The following is a 22,334-nucleotide window of genomic DNA, read 5'->3' as shown; positions in this document are numbered from 1 at the left end:
ATGTCCGCCCAGTCGAGAGGGCTCCTTGCCCGTCCGCTGCTCCTGCTCTGGCTGCCGCCGCTGTTCTGGGCCGGCAACCTCGTGCTCGGCCGCGCGCTCGGGCCGAGCTTTCCGCCGGTCTCGCTCGCCGTCGGGCGCTGGCTGGTGGCGCTGGCCTGCCTCGTCCCCTTCGTCGGCCGGCAGCTCTGGCAGGAACGGGCGCTGGTGCGGCGGCATCTCCGCCTGATCGTCGCGTGCGGAGCCTTCGGGATCGCGGGGTACAACGCTCTCGGGTATCTCGCCTTGCAGACGACGCCCGCCGCCAGCGTCGCCTTCCTGAACTCGACCTTGCCGCTGATGGTGCCGCTGGCGGCCTTCGCGCTCGGGGTCGAGCGCGTCTCCGGCCGGACGCTCGCCGGCATCGCGGTCTCCTTCGCCGGCGTCGTCTGGATCGTCGCGCGCGGCGATCTCCAGCAGCTGCGCGAATTGCGGGCCGATGGCGGGGAACTGCTCGTGCTCGTCGCGGTCGCCAACTACGCGGTCTATTCGGTCCTGCTCCGGCGCAAGCCGGCGGCCTTGAGCCCGCTCGTCTTCCTCGCTGCCACGATGGCAGCGGGCCTGCTCGTGCTTGCGCCGTTCTGGCTCGTCGAGCTGGCGCGGGGCGCACGCATTCCGACCGATGCCGGCTCGGTCGCGGCCGTGCTCTATATCGGCGTCTTCGCCTCGCTGATCGCCTTCATCCTCTGGGGGCATTGCGTGGCGACGCTGGGGCCGAGCGTCACCGGCGTGTCCTTCCATCTGGTGGCGCTGTTCACGGCGCTGCTCGCCGTCGCCGTCCTGGGCGAACCGGTCCGCGGCTTCCACCTCGTCGGCATGATGCTGATCCTCGCAGGGTTCTTCCTCGCGACGAGATCCGCGAAAGGAGCCTGGTCCAGGCTCGTGCCGCAGCCGGGCCGGCCGAGGCTCTGAGCGGCACCATGGAGACGGTCGAGATCCTGCGCAGGCTCGTGGCTTTCGACACGACCTCGCGGCGCTCCAATCTCGATCTGGTCCACTGGACGGCCGACTATCTCGCGAGCGCGGGGGCGCGGATACGCCTGACCCGCGACGCCGCCGGCGAGAAGGCCAATCTCCTGGCGACGCTCGGGCCCGACGAGCCGGGCGGCATCGTCCTCTCCGGACATACCGATGTCGTCCCGGTCGACGGTCAGGACTGGGCGGGCGATCCGTTCGCGCTCGCCAGCCGGGATGGGCGCCTGCACGGCCGCGGCGCCGTCGACATGAAGGGCTTCGTCGCGGCCTGTCTCGCGGCGGTTGCGGGCTGGCGGGGCGGGAGCCTGCGGCGGCCGATCCACATTGCCCTGTCCTATGACGAGGAGGTCGGCTGCCTCGGGGTTCCGCTGCTGATCGCCGACCTGCTGGCGCAAGGCCCGCCGCCGGCGCTCGCCATCATCGGTGAGCCGACGCAGATGCGCATCGGGCTCCGCCATCGCGGCTTCTACGGCTATCGCAGCGTCTTCCGGGGCCGCCCTGCGCATTCCAGCGATCCGCGCCTCGGCGCCAGCGCGATCGAGCCGGCGGCGGCCTTCGTCGCGGCCCTCGCGTCCCTCGGTGGCGCCGAGGCCGGAGAGCGAAACGGAACCACCGTCAACATCGGCAAGATCGCCGGCGGCAGCGCCATCAACATCGTTCCGGAACGCTGCGAGGTCGTCTGGGAGGTCCGGCCGCCGGAAGCGTTCATGGCCGGCGCCGTGCTCGCCGCCGTCGAGAGCCTGGCGGGACGGCTGCCGGCCGGGGTGAGCGTCGAGACCACCGCGCTTGCGCGCGTGCCGCCGCTCGATTGCGATCCCGACGGCCCGGCCGCCGGCGTGGCGCGCGGCCTTGGCGGGCTCTGGCCGCCGCTCGCGATGCCGTTCGGAACCGAAGCCGGCTTCTTCCAGCAGGCCGGAATCCCGGCCTTGGTCTGCGGCCCCGGCTCGATCGCGCAGGCGCATCAGCCGGACGAATGGATCGCGGTCGCAGAGCTGGAGGCGGCGGATCGATTTCTTGCATGCGTTGGGGAGTGGGCGGCGGCGAAATTATAGGGCTGGTCGGAAGATCGGTGGCGAATGCCCTCACAACCCCCGCGCCATCTCCCGCAGCTTGAACGCAAGCATCGCCAGCTCGAGGAAGCGATCGCGCAAGCGGTGGCCAGCCCCTCGTCAGACGATCTCGGTGTGGCCGAGATCAAGCGGAAGAAGCTGCCGCTGAAGGATGAGATAGCGGGTGCGGCAGACCATGCCGTCGCCGACGCTGCATTGAGTTCCAAGGGCGGGCCGCGGCGGCCCGCAGGGAGTTCCGCGTAACTTGTGCATGGCCGGCCCCGAGAGGGGCCGGTTTTTTATGGCGGACAGGGTTGCGTGCCGCCGCCGCGGCATCGCTGGAATCGACGGTGATGTTGAAGGCGGGAAGGTCAGCTTTCGACCCGTTGCAGACGTAGCGCAAACGCGGCAGAATTGCGTTTGGATCAAGCGCGAACTTAATCATACGATGACCGACAAAAATCACAGGCGCACGAACAAGCCGCCGGTCAATCAGCGCCATTGTCCCGAAGAGTATCGGAATGGTCGTGCTCCGGCCTCCGGCAAGGACACTTCATCAAGTCACATTGGAAAGACCGACTATCTCGATAAGTCTCAGTCGAGCTGGACGGGCGAAGCTCCGCTTAGTGGAAAGCGCTTTTGCGCCCACGTCTCAAATGACTTCACGGATGGCCATCGGGGGATGGCTCGCGCGGTAGCAGGCGCGCAGAAATACGTTCGCTCACGGATTCGCTTTCACGAGAATGCCGAGGTCAAGCGGCTGGCGAAGGGCATTATTTCCGACGAATAGTGCACGCAGAAGCGACCCGTTACCGACCCGTTGCGGACAGGCATTCTCGCCGCGGTCAGTCTGAGATTCGTTCGATGATTTGCTGCATGACGTGCCGCAACTCATATTGGCCAGCATAATAAACGTCGATCTCTCCAAATGATGAATACGGAGAGATATCAAAGCCATCTTCAATGTCATTATACCAGATCACGGATCTACCGCATATGGCGACAACCCAAAAGTCACCGGTCAGATCACCCCGGGGCTTGAGCGCCCATTTGACCGGCGTGATGGCAACGCACTTCCAAATGCGCAGCTCGTCTGCCGACATTTGAGCTTCGTCGACTCTGATCTGGTCGTAAATGAAAGGCTCTGTAGCGGGTGACCAGTCCATACTCATCCCTAAGCAGGCATTGAATTGTCGGCAAAAGCGGCGCGGATGATTGGCATGATTGGGTGCTCCGCCACAAACCAGTCACTGGCGATGAACCGCACGAACATCTCGGGTTCGGCCGGTGCCTTCACCTGTTCGAGTGTAGCAGACCCGACGCGCAAGACCGACTCAAGAGCCTCTTCATCGAAAACGTAGAGCGCCCCGCTTTTGATGCAGCAATGGTGCGGGCCAATGGCGATAGCTCTCAGGCCGCGAGCCACTGCCTGCGCGATGACATCCTCGACCTTTAGCCCGAGCACCTGCGTGATGGTCTGGAGGGGCAGATAGCCGACTGCCTTTGCAGGGCCGACGAGCGTCAGGCTTTCAAGAACGTAAGAGGGAACGTCGGCCGCCATCGCCCGTAGCGTAGGCGGGCTGAGTTAATGACCGCTATCGACCCTAAGCTGACACTGCTTTCACAACGTGATACGCGGCGCGACATCATTTTCAGAACAGGTTCGCGTCGATGACGACCGTATTCGTGCTCTTCCACACGCATGATCTCGGTGAAGGCGAGACCGACGATAAGCTCATCGGCGTTTACGCATCCTTGGCCGACGCTCAACACGCTCAAGCCCGGACCGCAGCGCTAAAGGGCTTCCGCGACGCGCCAGAAGGCTTCGTGATCGACCCGTATGAAATCGGGAAGGATCATTGGACCGAGGGTTACGTGACAGTCAGAACGCGAAGGCCTCTTCAACGTCGGGCACCGGACTGATCAGAGAAAACTCAACGTCCGCTTCCGCCCCTTAGCGGCTTGAGCACACCCCCCTCACAACCCCCGCGCCATGTCCCGCAGCTTGAACTTCTGGATCTTCCCGGTTGAGGTCTTCGGCACTTCGGTGAAGATCACCGTCTTCGGGCATTTGAACGAGGCGAGCAGGGTCCTGCACCAGGCGATGATCTCGGCCTCGCTGGCGTGCTGGCCGGGCTTGAGCTCGACGAAGGCGCAGGGCGTCTCGCCCCATTTCTCGTCGGGGCGGGCGACGACGGCGGCGGCCTGCACGGCCGGGTGCTTGTAGAGCGCATCCTCGACCTCGATCGAGGAGATGTTCTCGCCGCCGGAGATGATGATGTCCTTCGAGCGGTCCTTGAGCTGGATGTAGCCGTCGGGATGCATCACGCCGAGATCGCCGGAGTGGAACCAGCCGCCCGCGAAGGCGGCCTTCGTCGATTTCGGGTTCTTGAGATAGCCCTTCATCACGACATTGCCGCGGAACATCACCTCGCCCAGCGTCTGGCCGTCGCGCGGCACGGGCTGCATCGTGTCGGGATCGCGGACGTCGAGCCCCTCCAGCGCCGGATAGCGCACGCCCTGGCGCGCCTTGAGCGCCGCCTGCTCGCCGGCGGGCAGGGCATCCCAGGCGCCGTTCCACTCGTTGACCACGGCGGGGCCGTAGACCTCGGTCAGCCCGTAGAGATGGACGACGTTGAAGCCGGCCTGCGCCATGCCGGCGAGCACGACCTCGGGCGGCGGGGCGGCGGCGGTGAAGAAATTGACCTTCTGGCCGAAGCTGCGGCGCTCGGCCTCCGGCGCGTTGAGCAAGGTCGACATCACGATCGGCGCGCCGCACATATGGGTGACGCCATGATCGGCGAGGGCATCGTACATCGCCCTGGCGCGGACCTGGCGCAGGCAGACATGGGTGCCGGCGAGCAGCGAGATCGTCCAGGGGAAGCACCAGCCATTGCAGTGGAACATGGGCAGCGTCCAGAGATAGACCGGGTGCCGCCCCATGCCGCCGGTGAGCGCGTTCGAGGTCGCGAGCAGATTGGCGCCGCGATGGTGGTAGACCACCCCCTTGGGATCGCCGGTGGTGCCGGAGGTGTAGTTCAGCGAGATCGCATCCCACTCGTCCGCTGGCATCAGCCAGTCGAAATCGGGATCGCCCTGCTCGAGGAAATCCTCGTATTCGGTGCCGCCGAGCCGCTCGCCCGGCCCGTCATAGACCGGGTCGTCATAGTCGATGACCAGCGGCTTCACCTTGCAGAGCGAAAGCGCCTCCCTGATCGTCTTCGAGAATTCGCGGTCGGTGATCAGAGCCTTGGCTTCGCCATGGTCGAGCGAGAAGGCGATGATCGCGGCGTCGAGGCGGGTGTTGAGCGTGTTGAGGACGGCGCCGCACATCGGCACGCCGTAATGGCATTCGAGCATGGCCGGCGTGTTAGGCAGCATGGCCGCGACGGTGTCGTTCTTGCCGATGCCATGCTTGCGCAGCGCCGAGGCGAGCCGGCGGGTGCGGGCATAGAGCTCGGCATAGGAGCGCTTCAGCGGGCCGTGGATGACGGCGACATGGTCCGGGAAGACGCTCGCCGCGCGCTCGAGGAAGGGCAGCGGCGACAGCGGCTGGAAGTTCGCCGGGTTGCGGTCGAGATCGGTGTCGTAAGGTGAGAGCGGCATGACGTTCGGCGTTCCCGGCGGTTGTTGCCGGACAGCCTAGAAGCCCGCTCCGCCCACGGCAATCAGCCGAAAAGCGGACGCAGTCCGTCGAAGACGAGTTTCACCCCGACGGCGACGAGCAGCCAGTAGATCAGGGTGTAGAAGCGTTCGGCCGGGACGCGCCTGACCAGCCAGACGCCGGCGACGGTCGAGAGGATCGCGACGGGCGCCAGCGCCGCCGAGGCCGCGAGGTTCTGCGGGCTGAACTGGCCGAGGACGAAATAGGGCAGCACCTTGATCCAGTTCATCAGCGCGAAGAAGAGCGCGCCGGTGCCGACGAAGACCGCCGGCGGCAGGCGCTGCGGCATCACATAGATCTGGAAGGGCGGGCCGCCGGCATGGGCGATCATGCTGGTGAAGCCGCAGATCGCGCCCCAGAGCGTTCCTGCGGCGTAGTTCGCCGTCGTCACCGGCTGCGGCGCCGTCTTGCCCGCGAGCAGCCGGCGCAGCGCGAAGCCGATCGAGATCACGCCGACCGCGAGGCCGACGGCGGCGTCGGAGACCTTCGCCGCCAGCAGATAGCCGGCGAGCACGCCGAGCAGCATGCCGGGCAGCAAGGTCGCAAGATTGCGGCGGTCGAACTCGCGGCGATAGGACCAGACCGTGACGACGTCCTGGACCATCAGGATCGGCAGCATGATCGCCGCCGCCTGCACCGGCGAGACGATCAGCGCCATCAGCGGCAGCGAGAGCAGGCCGAGGCCGGAGAAACCGCCCTTGGACAGCCCCATCAGGACCACGGCCGGGACCATCACGGAGAAGAAGGCGAGGTCGAAGCTCATGCGGTCGGCGATCCTGGCCCGGCGGCGCGCCGGAGGTGCGACGCGGCCCATCCGAGTGCGCTGAAAGTCTGAGATGGCGGCGCTTGCGCGCAAGCGGCGGACATGGGCACGATCCCGCGCCAGATCCGGCCCGCAGACGGCCAGCCCGAGCGCAGCTCTAGGATGAACAGCCGGCGAAGAGGAACGCGTTTCATGACTGCCAGCCATGCAAGCCGCTATGCCGAGACCTACGCCGCCTGGCAGCGCGACCCCGAGGGCTACTGGGCCGGGATCGCCGCGGGCGTCGCCTGGATCAAGCCGCCGCAGGCGATCTTCGACGCGAAGGCCGGCGCCTATGGCCGCTGGTTCCCGGATGCGACCTGCAACACCTGCTTCAACGCGCTCGATCGGCATGTCGAAGGCGGGCGCGGCGAGCAGGCGGCGCTGATCTACGACAGCCCGGTCACCGGCACCAAGGCCAGCTTCACCTATGCCCAGATGCTGGACGAGGTCGCGACGCTGGCGGCCGTGCTGCAGGATCAGGGCGTCGGCAAGGGCGACCGCGTGGTCATCTACATGCCGATGATCCCCGAGGCGGCCTTCGCCATGCTGGCCTGCGCCCGGATCGGCGCCGTGCATTCGGTGGTGTTCGGCGGCTTCGCGGCCAAGGAGCTGGCGACCCGCATCGACGACGCCAGGCCGAAGCTGATCCTGACCGCGACCTGCGGCATCGAGCCGACGCGCGTGGTCGAATACAAGCCGCTGCTCGACGCCGCGATCGACATCGCCGCCCACAAGCCCGCGGCCTGCATCGTGCTGCAGCGGCCGCAGGTCGACGCGTCGATGCACGTCAGCCGCGACAAGAACTGGCGGACGCTGGTCGCCGCCGCCCGCGCCGGCGGCCGCAAGGCCGATTGTGTCGAGGTCGCCGCCACCGACCCGCTCTACGTGCTCTACACCTCCGGCACCACCGGCCGGCCCAAGGGCGTGGTGCGCGACAATGGCGGGCACATGGTCATGCTGCTCGCGACGATGTCGCAGCTCTACGACGTGAAGCCCGGCGAGGTGATGTTCACCGCCTCGGACGTCGGCTGGGTCGTCGGCCACAGCTATATCGTCTACGGGCCGCTGCTGCAGGGCGCGACCACGATCCTCTACGAGGGCAAGCCGGTCGGCACGCCCGATCCCGGCGCGTTCTGGCGGGTGATCTCCGAGCACAAGGCGGTCGCGATGTTCACCGCGCCGACCGCCTTCCGCGCCATCCGCAAGGAGGACCCGCAGGCGATCCATCTCAAGGATTACGACCTCTCGCAGTTCCGCACGCTGTTCCTCGCCGGCGAGCGGGCCGATCCCGACACGCTGAAATGGGCCGAGGAGGTGCTGAAGGTGCCGGTGATCGACCATTGGTGGCAGACCGAGACCGGCGCCTGCATGGTCGGCAATCCGGTCGGTCTCGGCCTTCTGCCGGTGAAGCACGGCTCGCCGAGCGTGCCGATGCCGGGCTACGACATAAAGTGCCTCGACGAGGGCGGCAGGCCGGTGCCGGCGGGGACGATGGGCGCGATCGTGGTCAAGCTGCCGCTGCCGCCCGGCGCGCTGCCGACGCTGTGGCAGGACGATGCCCGCTTCCGCAGCGGCTATCTCGAGACCTATCCGGGCTATTACAACACCTCGGATGCCGGCTTCATCGACGCGGACGGCTATGTCTTCATCATGGGCCGCACCGACGACATCATCAATGTCGCCGGCCACCGGCTCTCGACCGGCGGCATGGAGGAGGTGCTGGCCTCGCATCCGGCCGTGGCCGAATGCGCCGTGGTCGGCATCAGGGACACGCTCAAGGGCGAGCAGCCCTGCGGCTTCGTCGTGCTCAAGGCCGGGGTGACGCAATCGCCGGCCGAGGTCGAGAAGGAGCTGGTCGGGCTGGTGCGCGAGAAGATCGGCCCCGTCGCCGCCTTCAAGCTCGCCATCACCGTGGCGCGGCTGCCGAAGACGCGCTCCGGCAAGATCCTGCGGGCGACGATGAAGAAGATCGCCGATGGCGAGGACTACGCCATGCCAGCGACGATCGAGGATCCGGGCGTGCTGTCCGAGATCGACACGGCGCTGAAGGGCAGGGGGCTGGGCTAGTTCAGAGCCCCAGCGCGGCGCCGTTCCAGCGCAGCAGGCGCGCCGGAAGTTCGAGCCGCATCAGATCCTCGCCGACGATCAGCGGGCCCGCATAGCCGCCGGCGCGGATCTCGGCGAAGAGCGCCGCCGTGTCGGCTCCCGGCGGGACGAGATGGGTCAGCGCCAGCGCCTCGACGCCGGCGCGGCTCGCCAGGCCGGCGACCACGGCCGGGGTCATGTGATAGCTCTGGACCGAGGCCACCGTCTGCGCCGAGCGGACGCCGGCGACCACCGGCATCTGGCTGTCGACGAAAACCTCGCAGACCAGCAGGTCGCAGCCCTGCGCGGCCTGTTCCAGCGAAGGCGTCAGGCGGGTGTCGCCGGAGAAGACGATGCGGCTGCCGCCGGCCGAGAGCGCGAGCCCGAAGGCCGGTTCGACCGGCTTGTGATCGACGAGGAAGGCCTCGATCGAAAGCCCGCCGAGGCCGGAGACCCGGCCCTCGCGCAATTCCTCGAAGGCGACCTCGAGGCCGGTCGCGTCCGGGCGCTTCTCGAAGGCGATGCGCAGCGCCCGTTCGCGGGCGAAGGCCTCGTATTGCCCGCGCATATTGGCGAGCGCCGGCTGCGGCGCGAGCACGCGCCAGGGCCGGTTGCGGCCCTGATGCCAGGCGGAGACGACGAGCTGGTAGAAGTCGACCAGATGGTCGGAATGCTCATGCGTGACGATGAGCGCGTCGATCCCGGCCCCGGCATGGCCGGCGGCGACGAGGCGCTGGCTGACGCCGGAGCCGCAATCGACCAGAACCTTGATCCCACCGGCCTCGACGAGATGGGCGGGGCCGGCGCGGCGCAGGCTGACCGGCGGCGCGCCGGTGCCGAGGAAAGTGAAGGCGAGATCGGTCGTCACGGTCACTCGCCCCCATCCATGTGCCTTGGCTCAGTAGCCGCCGTCGTCGTCCTCGTCGGCCGGGCGCTTGAGCTGCTTCAGCTTGGCGAACACCGATTCGACGTCGATCTTCTCTTCTTCCTGCCGCTTCGGCCGGCTCATGTCGGCGAAGGGCTGGGAGGACGGAGCCGGCTCCGGCGCCGTGGTCTCCTCGGCCGGGAGCAGGGTCGAGCCGGTCTCCTGCAGGACCATGGCCGGGCGCTCCTTGGCGGCGCGGGCCACCTCGAAATCGAGATCCATCTGCGAGGTCAGGCCGAGGCTGACGGGGTCGATCGGCTGCAGCTGCTGGGTGTTCCAGTGCGTGCGGTCGCGGATCTGGGCGATCGTCGTCTTGGTCGTGCCGATCAGGCGGATGATCTGCGCGTCCTTGAGCTCGGGGTGGTTGCGCAGCAGCCAGAGGATGGCGTTCGGCCGGTCCTGGCGCTTCGAGACCGGGGTATAGCGCGGGCCCTTGGTGCGCTTGATCTCCGGCACCTTGACCTTGCGCTCGGCGAGCTTGAGCTGATGCTTCGGATCCTTGGCGGCGCGCTCGAGCTCCTCGCGGGTGAGCTGGCCGGAGGTGATCGGATCGAGGCCCTTGATGCCGGCCGCGACCTCGCCATCGGCGATGCCGCGCACTTCGAGCGGGTGCAGTTTGCAGAACTCGGCGATCTGCTCGAAGGTCAGCGAGGTGTTCTCGACCAGCCAGACCGCGGTGGCTTTCGGCATCAGCGGCGTTTGTGACACGGGCCGTCTCCCAGGGATGTCGCGGCGATACAGCGAAGGCCGCGGGCAATAGCTCTCAGGCGCCGACCGGCCGCCCCGGCCGGTCATCCAAATCATCGACGATGAGGAGGATGGAGCGCCTTATAGGCAAAGCCGTGATCGCTGTCCATGGAAAGCGTGCGGCAGGGGCTTCTGCGCTCCAATTCAAGCATAATCCCCTTCGTCCCGGATCGGCGCGGCCGCGCCGCTCGTTCGGGACGACGGGGCGCGGCGGTCCACCTCGATCAGGACCGGATCAGCGCCTCACACCGTCAGCACGATCTTGCCGATATGGGCGTTGCTCTCCATCAGCCGGTGCGCCTGCGCCGCCTGCGCCAGCGGGAAGCGGGCGTGGATCACCGGCTTGCAGCGCCCGGCCGTCAGCAGCGGCCAGACCTTCTCCTCGAGCTCGCGGGCGATCTGCGCCTTCTCGGCGATGCTGCGCGGGCGGAGCGTCGAGCCGGTATGGGTCAGCCGCTTCATCATCAGGCGGCGGAAGTCGACCTCCGCCTTCGCGCCGTGCAGAAAGGCGATCTGGACGATGCGGCCGCTCTCGGCGGCGGCGTCGTAATTGCGGTCGATGTAGTCGCCACCGACCATGTCGAGGATCAGGTCGACGCCGCGCCCGCCGGTCGCCGCCTTCGCGGCCGCGACGAAATCCTCGCTCCGGTAGTTGATGGCGTGGTCGGCGCCGAGGGCGCGGCAGGCCGCGCATTTCTCGTCGGAGCCCGCGGTTGCCAGGACGGTCGCGCCGAAGGCCTTGGCGAGCTGGATCGCGGTGGTGCCGATGCCCGAGCTGCCGCCATGGACGAGGAAGCTCTCGCCGCGCTTCAGCCCGCCGCGCTGGAAGACATTGGTCCAGACGGTGAAATAGGTCTCCGGGATCGCGCCCGCCTCCTCCAGCGACAGCCCGGCCGGGATCGGCAGGGCGTTGTCCTCATGGACGACGGCGTATTGGGCGTAGCCGCCCCCGGCGACCAGCGCGCAGACCCGGTCGCCGAGCTGATAGCGCGAGGCGCCCTCTCCGAGGGCGACGATCCGGCCGGCGAGCTCGAGGCCGGGGATGTCGGAGGCGCCCGGCGGCGGGGCATAACCGCCCTGGCGCTGCAGCACGTCGGGCCGGTTGACGCCGGCGATCGCGACCTCGACCAGGACCTCGCCGGGGCCGGGCCCCCGCACGGGGCGCTGCTGCGGTTTCAGGACATCGGGGCCGCCGGGGGCGTCGAAGCCGATCGCGGTCATCATCGCGGGCAGGGCGGTCATGATGGGCATCTCCTCGCCTGTGGTCTCGGCGTTCCCGTCCGATTAAGCTCCGGCGCTCCGAGGATGCAAGGCGAGGCTGCGATGGCTGGATTTCTCGACGACGACCGCCCGGCGCCGAAGCGGGCTCACGAGATCGGGCAGGACCTGTCGCAGCTCTCGGTGGCCGAGCTCGGCGAGCGGATCGGCCTGCTCGAAGCGGAGATCGAGCGGCTGAAGCTGGCGCGCGACGCCAAATCGGCCTCGCGCTCGGCCGCCGACGCCTTCTTCCAGAAGAAGGCCTGAGGCACGGCTGCGGCGGTCAAGCGGAGGCAAGGTCGCGACCCGTCGTCGCCGGCCGATGAGGCTTTTCCGCCACGCGACAAGATGCGCCGGCAGATGAACGGATATTCATCTTCGCAGCGACCGCCGAAGTGCCTATCCTGAACAAGTGGACGAAGGCGGCGGGTGCCGCCCGCCCGAGCCGACGCAATGTCGCGGCCGGGCCGCGTTCGACAGCGCAGCAGGCAGAGCATGACCGCCGGACAGTTGCCGGGCGATGCGCCTGCTTTTCGACAGGAGGGAGACGATGCGCGTCATTGCGCTCGCCATTGCCTTGCTCGCCGCCGCTCCGGCTTTCGCCCTGGAGGACATCGCCAGCCTGGGCCTGCGCGAGGATGGCGGCCAGCCGCTCGCCGCGTTCAGGCTGAAGCTGCCGGATACCGTCGTCGTCGTGCAGGCGCCGGTCACCGTGCTCGGCGGCCACAGCATCGAGATCAGGCGCGAGCTGGCGCCCCGGGTCAGCCTCGGCGCCACCTACCGCTACACCCTGGGCGAGCACCTGCACAGCGACCGCTTCGGCCTGAAGCTGACGATCACGCGTTGAACCGTAATCGCTCGAATTTGTCGCATTTTCAGCCGGCGTTAACGGCCGCTTAACGATTCCGATTTATGAATCGCATCGTCCAGATTGTCTGGATGTCGAGTGGCTCCTGCCCACTCTGTTTGACGCCTCCCTGTTGACCTTCGAGCCGCCTTCGGGGCGGCTCTTTTTTCGTCCACGGTCCGGATCGGCCGGACGGGCGGGGTGCGCCGGGCCGGACCATGGCACCGTTAACCTTAACGAGGGGTTACCACGGCGCCGACACGACGATGGCGTTATCCTTGCGGCGTCCCGGCCAGAGTCGGCGTCGTGTCCTTCGATCGCACGCCGCTGTGCCGATTGGAGACATGGGAATGACCGATCTGACGATGCTGAGGCCCGAGGCCGATGAGGGCGCGATCTCGTTTGCGCGCAGCTTCGTCAAATCGGACGCGTTCATGCAGCTGTTCCGCGAGGGGATGGGGTTGGTCGAGGGCACGGCGAGCTATCTCGACGGGGACGGGCGCGCCGAATCGGCCGCCCTTCCGCGCGAGGTCTCGCTGACCTATGCGACCGAGAGCATGCGCCTGACCACGCGCCTGATGCAGATCGCCTCCTGGCTGCTGGTGCAGCGCGCCGTCGCCGAGGGCGAGATGAGCGCCGAGCAGGCCCGGGCCGAGCACAACAAGGTCCGCATCGCCGAGCCGATGCTGCAGCCATCCAGCGCGGAGGCCGGCCGTCTGCCCGAGCGGCTGCGCGACCTGACCGCGCACTCGATCCGGCTCCAGGACCGGATCCGCCGGCTCGAGGAGCAGATGTCGGGCGCCGCCCGCCCGGCCGAGCCGAATCCGGTGCGCGGCCAGCTGGAAAGCCTGCAGGCGCGGCTCGGCCTGCTGCGCTGACGGCACCCCATCATGCCCGCGACAGCCGGGCACGATGCGAACCGGCCGCCGCCCGTCGACCTTATCCACGCAAAAAGCCCGGCCGCGAGGCCGGGCTTTTGCGTGGGCTGACCGGCCCGTCGGGCCGCGAAGCCGGATTTACTTCTTGCCGAGAGCGCCGAGGGCGCCGAAGCGTGAATTGAAGCGCGAAACGCGGCCGCCGCGGTCCATCAGCTGCTGGCTGCCGCCGGTCCAGGCCGGGTGCGTCTTCGGGTCGATATCGAGGTTGAGGGTGTCACCCTCCTTGCCCAAGGTCGAACGCGTGAAGTATTCGGTGCCATCGGTCATGACGACCTTGATGGTGTGGTAGTCGGGATGAATGCCGGTCTTCATGGCGAAATCCTCAATTCGAAAAGCGGGCGGCCGGAACGCGGCGCGCATCGCCGGCTCTTCGAACAATTCGTATGAGCCTGTCGTGAAGTGGGCTGCCCATAGCGCAGGAGCAGGCTCCGCGCAAGCTTTTCAGGACGGATGAATCGTGGCGGACGAGGACAAGCAACCCGGCAAGGCACGGCCCGATTTCAAGGCGCTGCGCTCGTTCTGGCCCTATGCGGTGGCGCAGAAGCGGCGGATCGCCCTGGCGCTCGTGGCGCTGGTCGTCGCCTCGCTCGCGACGCTGGCCCTGCCGCTCGCGGTCAGGCGCGTCATCGATGTCGGCTTCTCCGGTGGCGAGCAGCAGCTGGCGAATTCCTATTTCGCGATCCTGATCGGCGTCGTCGCGGTGCTGGCGCTGGCGAGCTCGTTCCGCTTCTACCTGGTGATGACGGTGGGCGAGCGCGTCGTCTCGCAATTGCGGGCCGACGTCTTCCGGCACCTGACCCGGCTCGAGCCGGCCTTCTTCGACGCCAGTCGCGCCGGCGACCTGGTCTCGCGCCTCACCGCCGACACCACCCAGATCAAGTCGACCTTCGCCTCCACCGCCTCGATCGCGCTGCGCAACGCCATCATGTTCCTCGGCGCCCTCGCCATGATGGTGGTGACGAGCCCGCGGCTGTCGGCGATCGTCATCGGCGCGATCCCGCTCGTCGTTCTGCCGCTGGTGTTCTCCGGCCGCAGCGTGCGCAAGCGCGCCCGCGCGGCGCAGGACCGGCTCGCCGACGCCTCCGCCTTCGCCTCGGAGGCGGTGGGGGCGATCCGCACCATGCAGTCCTTCGGGGCCGAGCGCGCGACGACGCAGCGCTTCCAGGCGGCCTCGGACGACGCCTATGCCGCCTCGCGCGATGCGACGCGCTCGCGCGCCTGGCTCTCCGGCATCGCGATCTTCCTGGTCTCGGCCAGCGTCGTGCTGGTGCTTTGGGTCGGCGCGACCGAGGTCTTCGCCGGCCGGATGAGCGGCGGGCGCCTGTCGCAATTCGTGCTCTACGCCGTGCTGGCGGCGAGCTCGCTCGGCCAGCTCTCCGAGGTCTATGGCGACATCTCGGCCGCCGCCGGCGCCGCCGGACGGCTCGGCGAGATCCTGGCGACCAGGCCGGCGATCACCGCGCCGCCGCATCCGAAGGCGCTGCCTGCGCCGCCCGTCGGCGCGCTCGCCTTCGAAGGCGTCTCGTTCCGCTATCCCGGCCGCGAAACCCTCGCCCTCGCCGAGCTCGACCTGGCGATCACGCCGGGCGAGCGGGTCGCGCTGGTCGGCCCCTCGGGCGCCGGCAAGAGCACGGTGCTGCAACTGGCGCTGCGCTTCTACGATCCCTTCGCCGGCCGCGTCGTCGTCGACGGCGTCGCCGGGCCGGAGGCCGATCCGAGCGAATGGCGCAGCCGCTTCGCGCTGGTGCCGCAGGAGCCGACCGTGTTCGGCGTCTCCGTCGCCGACAACATCGCCTATGGCCGCCCCGGGGCCAGCCGTGCCGAGATCGAGGAGGCGGCGAGGCTCGCCGCGGCCGACGGCTTCATTCAGGCGCTGCCGCAAGGCTACGACACCGTCATCGGCGAGCGCGGCGTCACCTTGTCGGGCGGCCAGCGCCAGCGCCTCGCCATCGCGCGCGCCGTGCTGAAGGACGCGCCGATCCTGCTGCTGGACGAAGCGACCTCGGCGCTCGATTCGGAGAGCGAGCGCGCCGTGCAGGACGCGCTCGACCGGCTGATGCAGGGCCGGACGACCCTCGTCGTCGCCCATCGCCTCGCCACCATCCTCTCCGCCGACCGCATCCTGGTGATGGAGGACGGGCGGGTGGTCGAGGAAGGCACGCATGCCGCCCTCGTCGCCAAGGGCGGGCTCTATGCACGGCTGGCAGCGCTCCAGTTCGGGCTGGAGGCGGCGTAGGCGCCGGCTGCCGCGATGCGCGGGCCCGGCCCGAGCATCCCACTGCCAGGAAAGCGACTCACTTCGCCCGTTTCGATCCGACCAGCTCGTCCCATTTCCGGAAGGCGACGACCATTCTGTCGGGCTTCAGCGGCAGCTCGATCGGGTTGTTGGCGATGAGGTCGCCATATTCCGGGCGGCCGAACTCGGCGATGACCTTCTGGCTCGCTTCCGGCGCCAGCGAGAGCGGCACGTTCTTCACCGCCGGGCCGGGATAGAGATAGCCCTCGTCATAGGAATAGGCCTGCATCTTCGGCGTCAGCACATGCGCCATGATGTCGAGCACGACGGCCAGCCGGTCGTTCGGGATGCCCTTGGGCACGCACATGAAGAAGGCATCCGAGACCCAGTGGAAGCCCTTCAGCGTGTGGATCTTCGCCTCTTTCGGGACGATGCCGAGGGCGCGCGGATTGATGTCCCAGCCGGTGGTCGAGATGATGATGTCGCGCGAGCCGTCGCCGAACTCCTTCATCGTCGCGCCGGTGCCGGCCGGATAGTACTCGATGTATTGGCCGAGCTCCTGCAGATAGGCCCAGGTCTTGTCCCAGCCGCCGACCGGGTCCTGCGGGTCCTTGTCGCCGAGGATATAGGGCAGGCCCATCATGAAGGTGCGGCCCGGGCCGGAATTGGTCGGGCGGGCATACATGAACCGGTTCGGATTGGCCTTGGCCCAAGCGAGCAGCTCCGCGGCCGTGGTCGGCACGGTCTTGACCCGGTCGGGCATGTACTCGAGCAGCGGGCCGGAGGGGTAGTAGTTGACGACGACGCCGAAGCCGTCGCCCTGCGCCTTGTGCAGGTTGAGCGCGGCCGGCTCGTAATTCGCCTCGATGTTCGGAAACTTGTCGGCGAAATCGGGCAGGATCTTCTGCCAGAGCTTCTGCTCGAGGCCGGCGGCGAGGCCGTCGCTGCCGGTCAGGATCAGGTCGAGATCGACTTTGCCGGCATCCTGCTGCGCCTTGAGCTTGCTGGCGAGCTCGGGGGCAGGGGCCTTCACGAAGGCGATGCGCGAGACCAGCCTGGGGTTGGCGGCGCGGTAATCCTCGAAGGCCTTCTGCATCAGGGCGAGGGCGCCGCCGACATCCATGACGCTGATCACGACGGGGCTGGTCGGCAGCGGCGGCGACGCCGCGAGCGCCGGCCCGCCCACCGCAAGCGCGCCAAGGCCGCCAAGGACGGTGCGGCGGTCGATAGCCTGAAGCTTCCTGGTCATTGCCTTCCCCTTCGTTGTCGCGCCGTCGAGGCGCTCATGCGTCGTAGCGGCGTTCCTGACCGGCGAGGCGGACCCGCCTCACCACGAGATCATCCGACCATTCGACCTCGGCCTCCGCAAGCGCGAGGCCATGCGCCGACAGCGCCGGCCGGATCGCGGCGCGCGCGTGGTCGGAGGCCATGGCGAAAGCCTGCTCCGGTGTCGCGATGCCCCAGGCGACGACGTTGCGCACCGCCTCGTCGAGGCAGAGCGCCGAGCCGGCGAGCAGGCCCTGGCCCTGGCGAACCGAACCATCCGGCATGCGATCGACCGCCATGCCGGCGAAATGGTAGCGGCCGGCCGGCGCTGCGGCCGCGACCACGGCGTCGGTCACCAGGATCGAGCGTTCGAAGCCCCTGGCCCGGATCAGCGCCTTCAGCGCCTTCGGATGCAGATGAATCCCGTCGGCGATGAAGCCGGCCATCAGCCGGTCCTCGGCGAGCTGGGCAAAGATCGGGTTGGCGAGCTTGTGCAGCGTTTGCGGCAGGCCGTTGCCGAGATGCGTCGAGAGCGACAGGCCCGCATCGGCCGCGGCCGCGACCTGAGCGAAATCGGCGGCGGAATGGCCGATGGCGACGATCCTGCCGGCGCCGGCCAGGACTCTGGTCAGAGCGACCGCGCCCTCGACCTCGGGGGCGAGCGTCACCATCAGGATCGGGCGCGACAGGCCGCGCTCGACCTCCGTGATCAGCTCCGGCCTGGCCGCCGTCATCGCCTGCGGCGGGTGGCAGCCGTGATAGCCCGGCGCCGGGTTCAGGAACGGGCCTTCGAGATGGTAGCCTGGACACATCAGCGCCCCGAGCCGGCTGCTGGCGACGGCGGCGTCGAGCGCCCGGAAGCGCTCGACCAGCTCGTGCGGATGGGCGGTGATGATCGTCGGCAGGCAATGGGTGACGCCGGTCGCGAGCATCGCCTCCAGGGCCCGGTCGAGATCGGCCGGGCCGATCGCCGGATCGTTGAAATCGACGCCGGCGAAGCCGTTGACCTGGAGATCGACGAGGCCGGGCGAAACGGGCATCGCCGCCTCAGCCCGTCTTCAGCAGGGAGGCGGCGGGCGGATCGAGGAACAGCACCGTATTGGGGTGGCGTTGCAGGATCGAGGCCGGGTGCAGCGGCGTGACCTCGCCTTCGAGCGCGTCCTTGACCGCCTTTGCCTTGCGCGCGTCCGGCACCGACAGGATGATCAGCTCGCTCTTCAGGATCTGGCGGATGCTCATCGAGATCGCCTGTTCCGGCACGGCTTCGAAGCTCTCGAACCAGCCTTCGCCGAATTGCTGCCTGCGGCAGGCCTCGTCGAGCGTGACGACGATATAGGGCTGCTCCGTCTCGAAATCGGCCGGCGGATCGTTGAAGGCGAGATGGCAGTTCTCGCCGATGCCGGCGAAGCAGAGATCGACGCGGCGCCCGGCGATCAGCGCATTGAGACGCTTCGTCTCGACGAGGGGATCGGCCTCGCCATCGACGGGGACGAAGGCCGGCTTGACCGCGAGCGGGGCGAGGAAACGCTGCTTCAGATAGCCGCGGAAGCTCGCAGGATGGCTCTGCGGCAGCCCGACATATTCGTCGAGATGGAAGGCGGTGACCTTCGACCAGTCGATGCCGTCGGCGGCGACGAGGTGCTGCAGCATCTCGAACTGGCTCGCGCCGGTGGCGACGATGATCGTTGCCTCGCCATGGCGGGCGAGTGCGGCGCGGATCGCCTGCGCGCCCAGCGCCGCCGCCTGCCGGCCGAGCTCGTTCTTGTCCTGGGTGATGCGGATATCGATCATGCTGCTCCTGCCGGCAGGGCTGCGGTGGTCCGCGCCTGGCACACTACCATACCAGCCACGCTAGCATGGTCGCGAGACGGCGCACCTGCCGGCAGGGCATGACACGCTTCCGCTTTTCGCGGGAGCGGCGCGCATAGGTTCGGGCCGGCGGTCGCTTCATCCTGCGGGCGTTCCCATGCGTTTGGGGAACGCCGCCTGTGGCGTCGGCTCGACCGGGGATCAGTTCTTTCGCAAGATCCGGTCCATCGGCTTCCCCCGTGCCAGCTCATCGACCAGCTTGTCCAGATAGCGGATTTCCCGCATCGTCGGCTCCTCGATCTCCTCGACCCGGACACCGCAGACCACGCCCTTGATCAGGCTTCGCGACGGATTGAGTTTGGGAGCCGAGGCAAAGAACGTCTCGCAATCGACCTGGGCGTCCAGCCTGGCTTTCAGCTCGTCCGGGTCATAGCCGGTGAGCCAGGAGATGACCTGATCGACCTCTGCTTGCGAGCGCCCCTTCTTCTCCGCCTTCCTGACATAGAGCGGGTAGATGCTCGCGAAGCTCGTCGTGTAGATCCTGTGCTTTGCCATCCGGTCCTCCCGCGACGTCGGGATTGGCGTGCCGACGCGGGACCGGCAGCCTGGCCCATGCCCAACATTCCTGCGCCGGGCGGCCGGCGAAACCCAGCGACCCGGGCAGCCCGCCTCACCGCTCGGTGATCTTGAACTCGATCCTGCGGTTGCGGCGCCAGGCCTCGTCGTTGTTGGCGACGTCGAGCGGCTGGAACTCGCCGAAGCCGGTGGCGGCGATGCGGTCGGCAGGGATGCCCTTGCTGATCAGGTATTCGACCACGGCGACGGCGCGCGCGGTCGACAGGCTCCAGTTCGAGGGGAATTGCGGCGAACGGATCGGCCGGTTGTCGGTATGGCCGTCGACGCGCAGGATCCAGGGCAGGTCCGGCGGCATCTCACGGCCGAGATCGGCGATGATGGCGCCGAGCTTGTCGAGCTCGCCGCGACCTTCCGGCTTGAGCACGGCCTGGCCGGCGTCGAAGAACACTTCCGACTGGAAGACGAAGCGGTCGCCGACGACGCGGATGTCCGGCCGCGTGCCGAGCACCTGGCGCAGGCGGCCGAAGAAGTCGGAGCGGTAGCGCGCCAGCTCCTGCACGCGCTGGGCGAGGGCGACGTTGAGGCGCGAGCCGAGCTCGGAGATGCGCGCCTGCGATTCCTTGTCCTTGGCTTCGGCGGCGGCGATCGCCTCCTCCAGCGCCGCGAGCTGGCGGCGCATGGCGACGATCTGCTGGTTGACCAACTCGACGGTGGCCTGCGCCTTGGCGGAGAGCTGCTTCTCGGCGTCGAGCGCCTTCTGCGTCTCGGCGAGCCGGGCCGGCGCGGTGCCGGCGGCGCCGTCGAGCAGGCCCTGGACGCGGGCGCGCTCGGCCTGCTCGCTGGCGAGCGAGGATTGCAGCAAAGCGAGCGAGTCCCGGGCCTCCTTGCTGCTCGCCCGCTCGAGCGCGAGCAGATCGCTGAGCTCGGCGATCTGGCGGTTCAGCCGGTCGAGCACCGTGTCCCGGCCGCTGATCTCCTGCGACAGGAAGAACTGGCCGAGGACGAAGACCGAGAGCAGGAAGACGATGCCGATCAGCATCGTCGAGAGCGCATCGACGAAGCCCGGCCAGAAATTGAGCTCTTCCCGGCGATGCGCGCGCGACAGGGCCATGCTCAGACGCCCTCGTGGTCAGTGCTCTCGATGCCGCAGCAGGATGGCAGGCTCATGACTCCCCCACCCGTTCGGCGGCGAGGCGCTCGATCAGCCGTTTCAGGTCCTTCTCGCGGGCCGCCTGGGCCTCGACCCAGTCGCGGATCAGCTGCTGCTCGGAGCGCATGTGCTGGACGAGGCCCTGGATGCCCTCGGCGAGATTGGCGAGGGCCTGCGTCGCGGCGCGGCTGTTGGTGCCGTCCTGGATCGCCGCCTGGAGCTTGTCGAGGCGCTCGACCACGACGTCGCCGGCCGCTGCCGGGCCTGCGAGCGGCAGCGCCGGCGCCATGGCCGCGGCGTCCGTGGTGGCGAGGCCGAGATAGCTCTCGACCTCGTTGCGGAAGCGGCGCTGGCTCTGCGCCACCTGCAGGTCGAGGAAGCCGAGGATCAGCGAGCCGGCGATGCCGAACAGCGAGGACGAGAAGGACAGGCCCATGCCGGCGAGCGGCGCGGCGAGGCCGGCCTTGAGCTCATCGAAGAGCACGCCGGCCTCGGCGCCGGTGCGCAGGCTCTTGATGACGTTTCCGACCGAGGAAACCGTCTCGAGCAGGCCCCAGAAGGTGCCGAGCAGGCCGAGGAAGACGAGGAGCCCGGCGAGATAGCGCAGCACCTCGCGGCCGTCGTCGAGCCGGACGGCGACCGATTCGAGCAGGCTGGTCGCCTGGCCCGGGGACAGGCTGCGGCGCTCCAGCGCCGGCAGGACCGCGGCGAGCGGGCTGATCACCTGGGTGCGCCGGACCATCGCGCCGGCCGGGTCGGCGGCGAGGCGCGTCGCGGCGCGGGCCTCGCTGTCGACGCGCCAGAGTTCGCGCAGCGCCAGCAGCACGCCGACCGCGAGCGCGCCGCCGATCAGCCCGTTGAGGCCCGGATTGGTCATGAAGGCGGTGACGAGGCCCGCCTGCAGGATGAAGATCAGGAAGCCGATCAGCGCGAGGAAGACCAGCGCGCGGAGCCCATAGCGCAGCGGACGGGAGAAGCGGAAGGTCTGCGGCCTCTGCGCCGCGGGCCCCGGGGGCTCCCGCGGCGGAACCTCGGGGGCCGCCTCGTCACTGGCCATGCCTGCTCATCCGATCGGTTTCGTCACGGCGGCGACTGTCGCCTCCCGCCACGCCGGGATCAAGCGGGAAAGCGCGCTATCCCGCTCAGAGCGCGGTCTTCAGCGCGGCGCGCAAGGCCGGCTCGCCGGCCTCGTTGCCGCAGATCACGTCCTTGGCCGAGGTCGGCTGCTTGCCGTCGAGCGTGCCGAAGGTGCCGCCCGCCTCGCGTACCATCACCGCGCCGGCACCGAAATCCCAGGTGTTGAGGCCGCGCTCCCAATAGGCGTCCATGCGGCCGGCGGCGACATAGGCGATGTCGAGGGCGGCCGAGCCCATGCGCCGGACATTGGCGAAGCGGCTCATCACCGCCCCGAGTTCCTTCAGGAAGAGCGGGTGGCCGCCCTTGCCGATATGGGGCACGCCCATGCCGATCAGCATCTCGGACGCTTCGCGCCGGCCGGAGACGCGCATGCGGCGGTTGTTGACATAGGCGCCCTTGCCCTTCTCGGCGATGAAGAGCTCGTCCTTGGCGGCGTCGTAGATCACGCCGGCGATGAACTGATTGTCGCGCTCCAGCGCCACCGAGATGTTCCAGTGCGGGATGCCGCGCAGGAAGTTGTGGGTGCCGTCGAGCGGGTCGACATGCCAGCGGTTGCTCTCGTCGGTCCCCGCGACGACGCCGCTCTCCTCCATGACGAAGCCGTAGCCCGGCCGCGCCTTCTCCAGCGCCGCGCGCAGGATCTCCTCGGCCTTGTGGTCGGCCTTGGAGACGAAGTCGCCCGGCCCCTTGGCGAGGACCTGGAGGTTCTCGACCTCGCCGAAATCGCGCTTCAGCGAACGCGACGCCTTCATCACGGCGTCGGTCATCACGGTCATCAGGGGAGAACGGATCATGGTATCGAACCTCGGGCGCGGGACGCGCGGCAGTGCGG

At 68.5% G+C, this 22,334-nt stretch carries 24 protein-coding genes and 1 pseudogene; 10 read left to right on the top strand and 15 right to left on the bottom strand.

Translation table 11 applies throughout. The features are described 5' to 3' along the window. From CS1GBM4_RS15815 to CS1GBM4_RS15800, 4 genes and pseudogenes are all read left to right on the top strand, one after another. Positions 1–948, top strand: a complete 948-nt coding sequence (locus tag CS1GBM4_RS15815) for a DMT family transporter (protein ID WP_186419673.1) — start codon at positions 1–3, stop codon at positions 946–948. 8 nt (positions 949–956) lie between these two features. Beyond that, positions 957–2,063, top strand: coding sequence for an acetylornithine deacetylase (argE, locus tag CS1GBM4_RS15810; RefSeq protein ID WP_186419672.1), 1,107 nt, complete (start codon positions 957–959; stop codon positions 2,061–2,063). 24 nt (positions 2,064–2,087) lie between these two features. Further along, positions 2,088–2,280 (top strand): annotated as a pseudogene (locus tag CS1GBM4_RS24625) (DUF465 domain-containing protein). Between the two features lie 51 nt (positions 2,281–2,331). Next, entirely contained in the window at positions 2,332–2,850 is a 519-nt protein-coding gene (locus CS1GBM4_RS15800; RefSeq protein WP_186419670.1) for a hypothetical protein, read from the top strand. Between the two features lie 55 nt (positions 2,851–2,905). Here CS1GBM4_RS15800 and CS1GBM4_RS15795 read toward each other — a convergent pair whose 3' ends face one another. Next, a complete protein-coding gene (locus CS1GBM4_RS15795; RefSeq protein WP_186419669.1) occupies positions 2,906–3,226 on the bottom strand; it encodes a hypothetical protein in 321 nt (106 codons plus the stop codon). A gap of 8 nt (positions 3,227–3,234) precedes the next feature. Continuing rightward, the gene (locus CS1GBM4_RS15790) at positions 3,235–3,621 is read right to left on the bottom strand and encodes a hypothetical protein (protein ID WP_186419668.1); all 387 of its coding nucleotides are present in this window, start codon (positions 3,619–3,621) and stop codon (positions 3,235–3,237) included. A gap of 110 nt (positions 3,622–3,731) precedes the next feature. Here CS1GBM4_RS15790 and CS1GBM4_RS15785 point away from each other — a divergent pair, with 110 nt between their 5' ends. Next, complete coding sequence (locus CS1GBM4_RS15785) at positions 3,732–3,983, top strand: hypothetical protein (RefSeq protein ID WP_186419667.1); 252 nt, start codon at positions 3,732–3,734, stop codon at positions 3,981–3,983. A gap of 54 nt (positions 3,984–4,037) precedes the next feature. Here CS1GBM4_RS15785 and CS1GBM4_RS15780 read toward each other — a convergent pair whose 3' ends face one another. Beyond that, positions 4,038–5,666 (bottom strand): acyl-CoA synthetase, encoded by a 1,629-nt coding sequence (locus CS1GBM4_RS15780; RefSeq protein ID WP_186419666.1) that lies wholly within the window; start codon positions 5,664–5,666, stop codon positions 4,038–4,040. 62 nt (positions 5,667–5,728) lie between these two features. After that, entirely contained in the window at positions 5,729–6,487 is a 759-nt protein-coding gene (locus tag CS1GBM4_RS15775; RefSeq protein ID WP_186419665.1) for a sulfite exporter TauE/SafE family protein, read from the bottom strand. Between the two features lie 192 nt (positions 6,488–6,679). Between CS1GBM4_RS15775 and CS1GBM4_RS15770 the strand changes: the two genes are divergently transcribed. Continuing rightward, a complete protein-coding gene (locus CS1GBM4_RS15770; RefSeq protein WP_186419664.1) occupies positions 6,680–8,596 on the top strand; it encodes a propionyl-CoA synthetase in 1,917 nt (638 codons plus the stop codon). 1 nt (position 8,597) lies between these two features. On the opposite strand, the gene CS1GBM4_RS15765 is transcribed toward CS1GBM4_RS15770, so the two are convergent. From CS1GBM4_RS15765 to CS1GBM4_RS15755, 3 genes are all read right to left on the bottom strand, one after another. Next, positions 8,598–9,488, bottom strand: coding sequence for an MBL fold metallo-hydrolase (locus CS1GBM4_RS15765; RefSeq protein WP_210201586.1), 891 nt, complete (start codon positions 9,486–9,488; stop codon positions 8,598–8,600). 24 nt (positions 9,489–9,512) lie between these two features. Next, positions 9,513–10,247, bottom strand: a complete 735-nt coding sequence (locus tag CS1GBM4_RS15760) for a cell cycle transcriptional regulator TrcR (RefSeq protein ID WP_186419663.1) — start codon at positions 10,245–10,247, stop codon at positions 9,513–9,515. 282 nt (positions 10,248–10,529) lie between these two features. Next, positions 10,530–11,531 (bottom strand): NAD(P)H-quinone oxidoreductase, encoded by a 1,002-nt coding sequence (locus CS1GBM4_RS15755; protein WP_186419821.1) that lies wholly within the window; start codon positions 11,529–11,531, stop codon positions 10,530–10,532. 78 nt (positions 11,532–11,609) lie between these two features. On the opposite strand from CS1GBM4_RS15755, the gene CS1GBM4_RS15750 reads away from it, so the two are divergent. The 3 genes from CS1GBM4_RS15750 (at position 11,610) to CS1GBM4_RS15740 (ending at position 13,268) form a co-directional block, all read left to right on the top strand. Further along, positions 11,610–11,810, top strand: coding sequence for a DUF1192 domain-containing protein (locus CS1GBM4_RS15750; RefSeq protein WP_186419662.1), 201 nt, complete (start codon positions 11,610–11,612; stop codon positions 11,808–11,810). Positions 11,811–12,093: 283 nt separating this feature from the next. Further along, positions 12,094–12,390: a hypothetical protein gene (locus tag CS1GBM4_RS15745; protein ID WP_186419661.1), complete on the top strand. Its 297-nt coding sequence runs from the start codon at positions 12,094–12,096 to the stop codon at positions 12,388–12,390. 350 nt (positions 12,391–12,740) lie between these two features. Beyond that, on the top strand, positions 12,741–13,268 hold the full coding sequence (locus CS1GBM4_RS15740; protein WP_186419660.1) for a DUF1465 family protein: 528 nt from the start codon (positions 12,741–12,743) through the stop codon (positions 13,266–13,268). Between the two features lie 138 nt (positions 13,269–13,406). Here CS1GBM4_RS15740 and rpmE read toward each other — a convergent pair whose 3' ends face one another. Next, complete coding sequence (gene rpmE, locus CS1GBM4_RS15735) at positions 13,407–13,640, bottom strand: 50S ribosomal protein L31 (RefSeq protein ID WP_137879994.1); 234 nt, start codon at positions 13,638–13,640, stop codon at positions 13,407–13,409. A 145-nt stretch (positions 13,641–13,785) separates the two neighbouring features. Between rpmE and CS1GBM4_RS15730 the strand changes: the two genes are divergently transcribed. Beyond that, on the top strand, positions 13,786–15,564 hold the full coding sequence (locus CS1GBM4_RS15730; RefSeq protein ID WP_244607248.1) for an ABC transporter transmembrane domain-containing protein: 1,779 nt from the start codon (positions 13,786–13,788) through the stop codon (positions 15,562–15,564). Positions 15,565–15,622: 58 nt separating this feature from the next. On the opposite strand, the gene CS1GBM4_RS15725 is transcribed toward CS1GBM4_RS15730, so the two are convergent. The 7 genes from CS1GBM4_RS15725 to CS1GBM4_RS15695 all read right to left on the bottom strand — a co-directional run bounded on the left by CS1GBM4_RS15725 (position 15,623) and on the right by CS1GBM4_RS15695 (position 22,296). Then, positions 15,623–16,813: an extracellular solute-binding protein gene (locus CS1GBM4_RS15725; protein ID WP_186419659.1), complete on the bottom strand. Its 1,191-nt coding sequence runs from the start codon at positions 16,811–16,813 to the stop codon at positions 15,623–15,625. A 34-nt stretch (positions 16,814–16,847) separates the two neighbouring features. After that, on the bottom strand, positions 16,848–17,870 hold the full coding sequence (locus CS1GBM4_RS15720) for an amidohydrolase family protein (protein WP_186419658.1): 1,023 nt from the start codon (positions 17,868–17,870) through the stop codon (positions 16,848–16,850). 7 nt (positions 17,871–17,877) lie between these two features. Beyond that, a complete protein-coding gene (locus tag CS1GBM4_RS15715) occupies positions 17,878–18,621 on the bottom strand; it encodes a glucosamine-6-phosphate deaminase (protein ID WP_186419657.1) in 744 nt (247 codons plus the stop codon). A gap of 219 nt (positions 18,622–18,840) precedes the next feature. Beyond that, positions 18,841–19,194, bottom strand: a complete 354-nt coding sequence (locus tag CS1GBM4_RS15710) for a DUF2200 domain-containing protein (protein ID WP_186419656.1) — start codon at positions 19,192–19,194, stop codon at positions 18,841–18,843. A 115-nt stretch (positions 19,195–19,309) separates the two neighbouring features. Beyond that, positions 19,310–20,326 carry a peptidoglycan -binding protein gene (locus tag CS1GBM4_RS15705; RefSeq protein WP_186419655.1) on the bottom strand — a complete coding sequence of 339 codons (1,017 nt, stop codon included), beginning with the start codon at positions 20,324–20,326 and terminating at the stop codon, positions 19,310–19,312. A gap of 52 nt (positions 20,327–20,378) precedes the next feature. Further along, positions 20,379–21,422: a flagellar motor protein MotA gene (locus tag CS1GBM4_RS15700; RefSeq protein WP_244607247.1), complete on the bottom strand. Its 1,044-nt coding sequence runs from the start codon at positions 21,420–21,422 to the stop codon at positions 20,379–20,381. A gap of 85 nt (positions 21,423–21,507) precedes the next feature. Then, positions 21,508–22,296, bottom strand: a complete 789-nt coding sequence (locus CS1GBM4_RS15695; protein ID WP_186419654.1) for an inositol monophosphatase family protein — start codon at positions 22,294–22,296, stop codon at positions 21,508–21,510. Between the last annotated feature and the right edge of the window lie 38 nt (positions 22,297–22,334).

Origin of the sequence: Allobosea sp. CS1GBMeth4 (assembly GCF_900185715.1) — a bacterium.
Lineage (GTDB): Bacteria > Pseudomonadota > Alphaproteobacteria > Rhizobiales > Beijerinckiaceae > Allobosea.
Note: the sequence above shows the minus strand (reverse complement) of the source record. Positions and strands in the feature narration are given on the sequence as shown.

Coding starts and splice junctions, on each gene's coding strand:
- CS1GBM4_RS15715 (WP_186419657.1), bottom strand. CDS start 18,621: ATGATCGATATCCGCATCACCCAGGACAAGAACGAGCTCGGCCGGCAG.
- CS1GBM4_RS15750 (WP_186419662.1), top strand. CDS start 11,610: ATGGCTGGATTTCTCGACGACGACCGCCCGGCGCCGAAGCGGGCTCAC.
- CS1GBM4_RS15725 (WP_186419659.1), bottom strand. CDS start 16,813: ATGACCAGGAAGCTTCAGGCTATCGACCGCCGCACCGTCCTTGGCGGC.
- CS1GBM4_RS15740 (WP_186419660.1), top strand. CDS start 12,741: ATGACCGATCTGACGATGCTGAGGCCCGAGGCCGATGAGGGCGCGATC.
- CS1GBM4_RS15710 (WP_186419656.1), bottom strand. CDS start 19,194: ATGGCAAAGCACAGGATCTACACGACGAGCTTCGCGAGCATCTACCCG.
- rpmE (WP_137879994.1), bottom strand. CDS start 13,640: ATGAAGACCGGCATTCATCCCGACTACCACACCATCAAGGTCGTCATG.
- CS1GBM4_RS15815 (WP_186419673.1), top strand. CDS start 1: ATGTCCGCCCAGTCGAGAGGGCTCCTTGCCCGTCCGCTGCTCCTGCTC.
- CS1GBM4_RS15770 (WP_186419664.1), top strand. CDS start 6,680: ATGACTGCCAGCCATGCAAGCCGCTATGCCGAGACCTACGCCGCCTGG.
- CS1GBM4_RS15795 (WP_186419669.1), bottom strand. CDS start 3,226: ATGGACTGGTCACCCGCTACAGAGCCTTTCATTTACGACCAGATCAGA.
- CS1GBM4_RS15705 (WP_186419655.1), bottom strand. CDS start 20,326: ATGGCCCTGTCGCGCGCGCATCGCCGGGAAGAGCTCAATTTCTGGCCG.
- CS1GBM4_RS15780 (WP_186419666.1), bottom strand. CDS start 5,666: ATGCCGCTCTCACCTTACGACACCGATCTCGACCGCAACCCGGCGAAC.
- CS1GBM4_RS15785 (WP_186419667.1), top strand. CDS start 3,732: ATGACGACCGTATTCGTGCTCTTCCACACGCATGATCTCGGTGAAGGC.
- CS1GBM4_RS15745 (WP_186419661.1), top strand. CDS start 12,094: ATGCGCGTCATTGCGCTCGCCATTGCCTTGCTCGCCGCCGCTCCGGCT.
- CS1GBM4_RS15790 (WP_186419668.1), bottom strand. CDS start 3,621: ATGGCGGCCGACGTTCCCTCTTACGTTCTTGAAAGCCTGACGCTCGTC.
- CS1GBM4_RS15800 (WP_186419670.1), top strand. CDS start 2,332: ATGGCCGGCCCCGAGAGGGGCCGGTTTTTTATGGCGGACAGGGTTGCG.
- CS1GBM4_RS15700 (WP_244607247.1), bottom strand. CDS start 21,422: ATGGCCAGTGACGAGGCGGCCCCCGAGGTTCCGCCGCGGGAGCCCCCG.
- argE (WP_186419672.1), top strand. CDS start 957: ATGGAGACGGTCGAGATCCTGCGCAGGCTCGTGGCTTTCGACACGACC.
- CS1GBM4_RS15775 (WP_186419665.1), bottom strand. CDS start 6,487: ATGAGCTTCGACCTCGCCTTCTTCTCCGTGATGGTCCCGGCCGTGGTC.
- CS1GBM4_RS15695 (WP_186419654.1), bottom strand. CDS start 22,296: ATGATCCGTTCTCCCCTGATGACCGTGATGACCGACGCCGTGATGAAG.
- CS1GBM4_RS15720 (WP_186419658.1), bottom strand. CDS start 17,870: ATGCCCGTTTCGCCCGGCCTCGTCGATCTCCAGGTCAACGGCTTCGCC.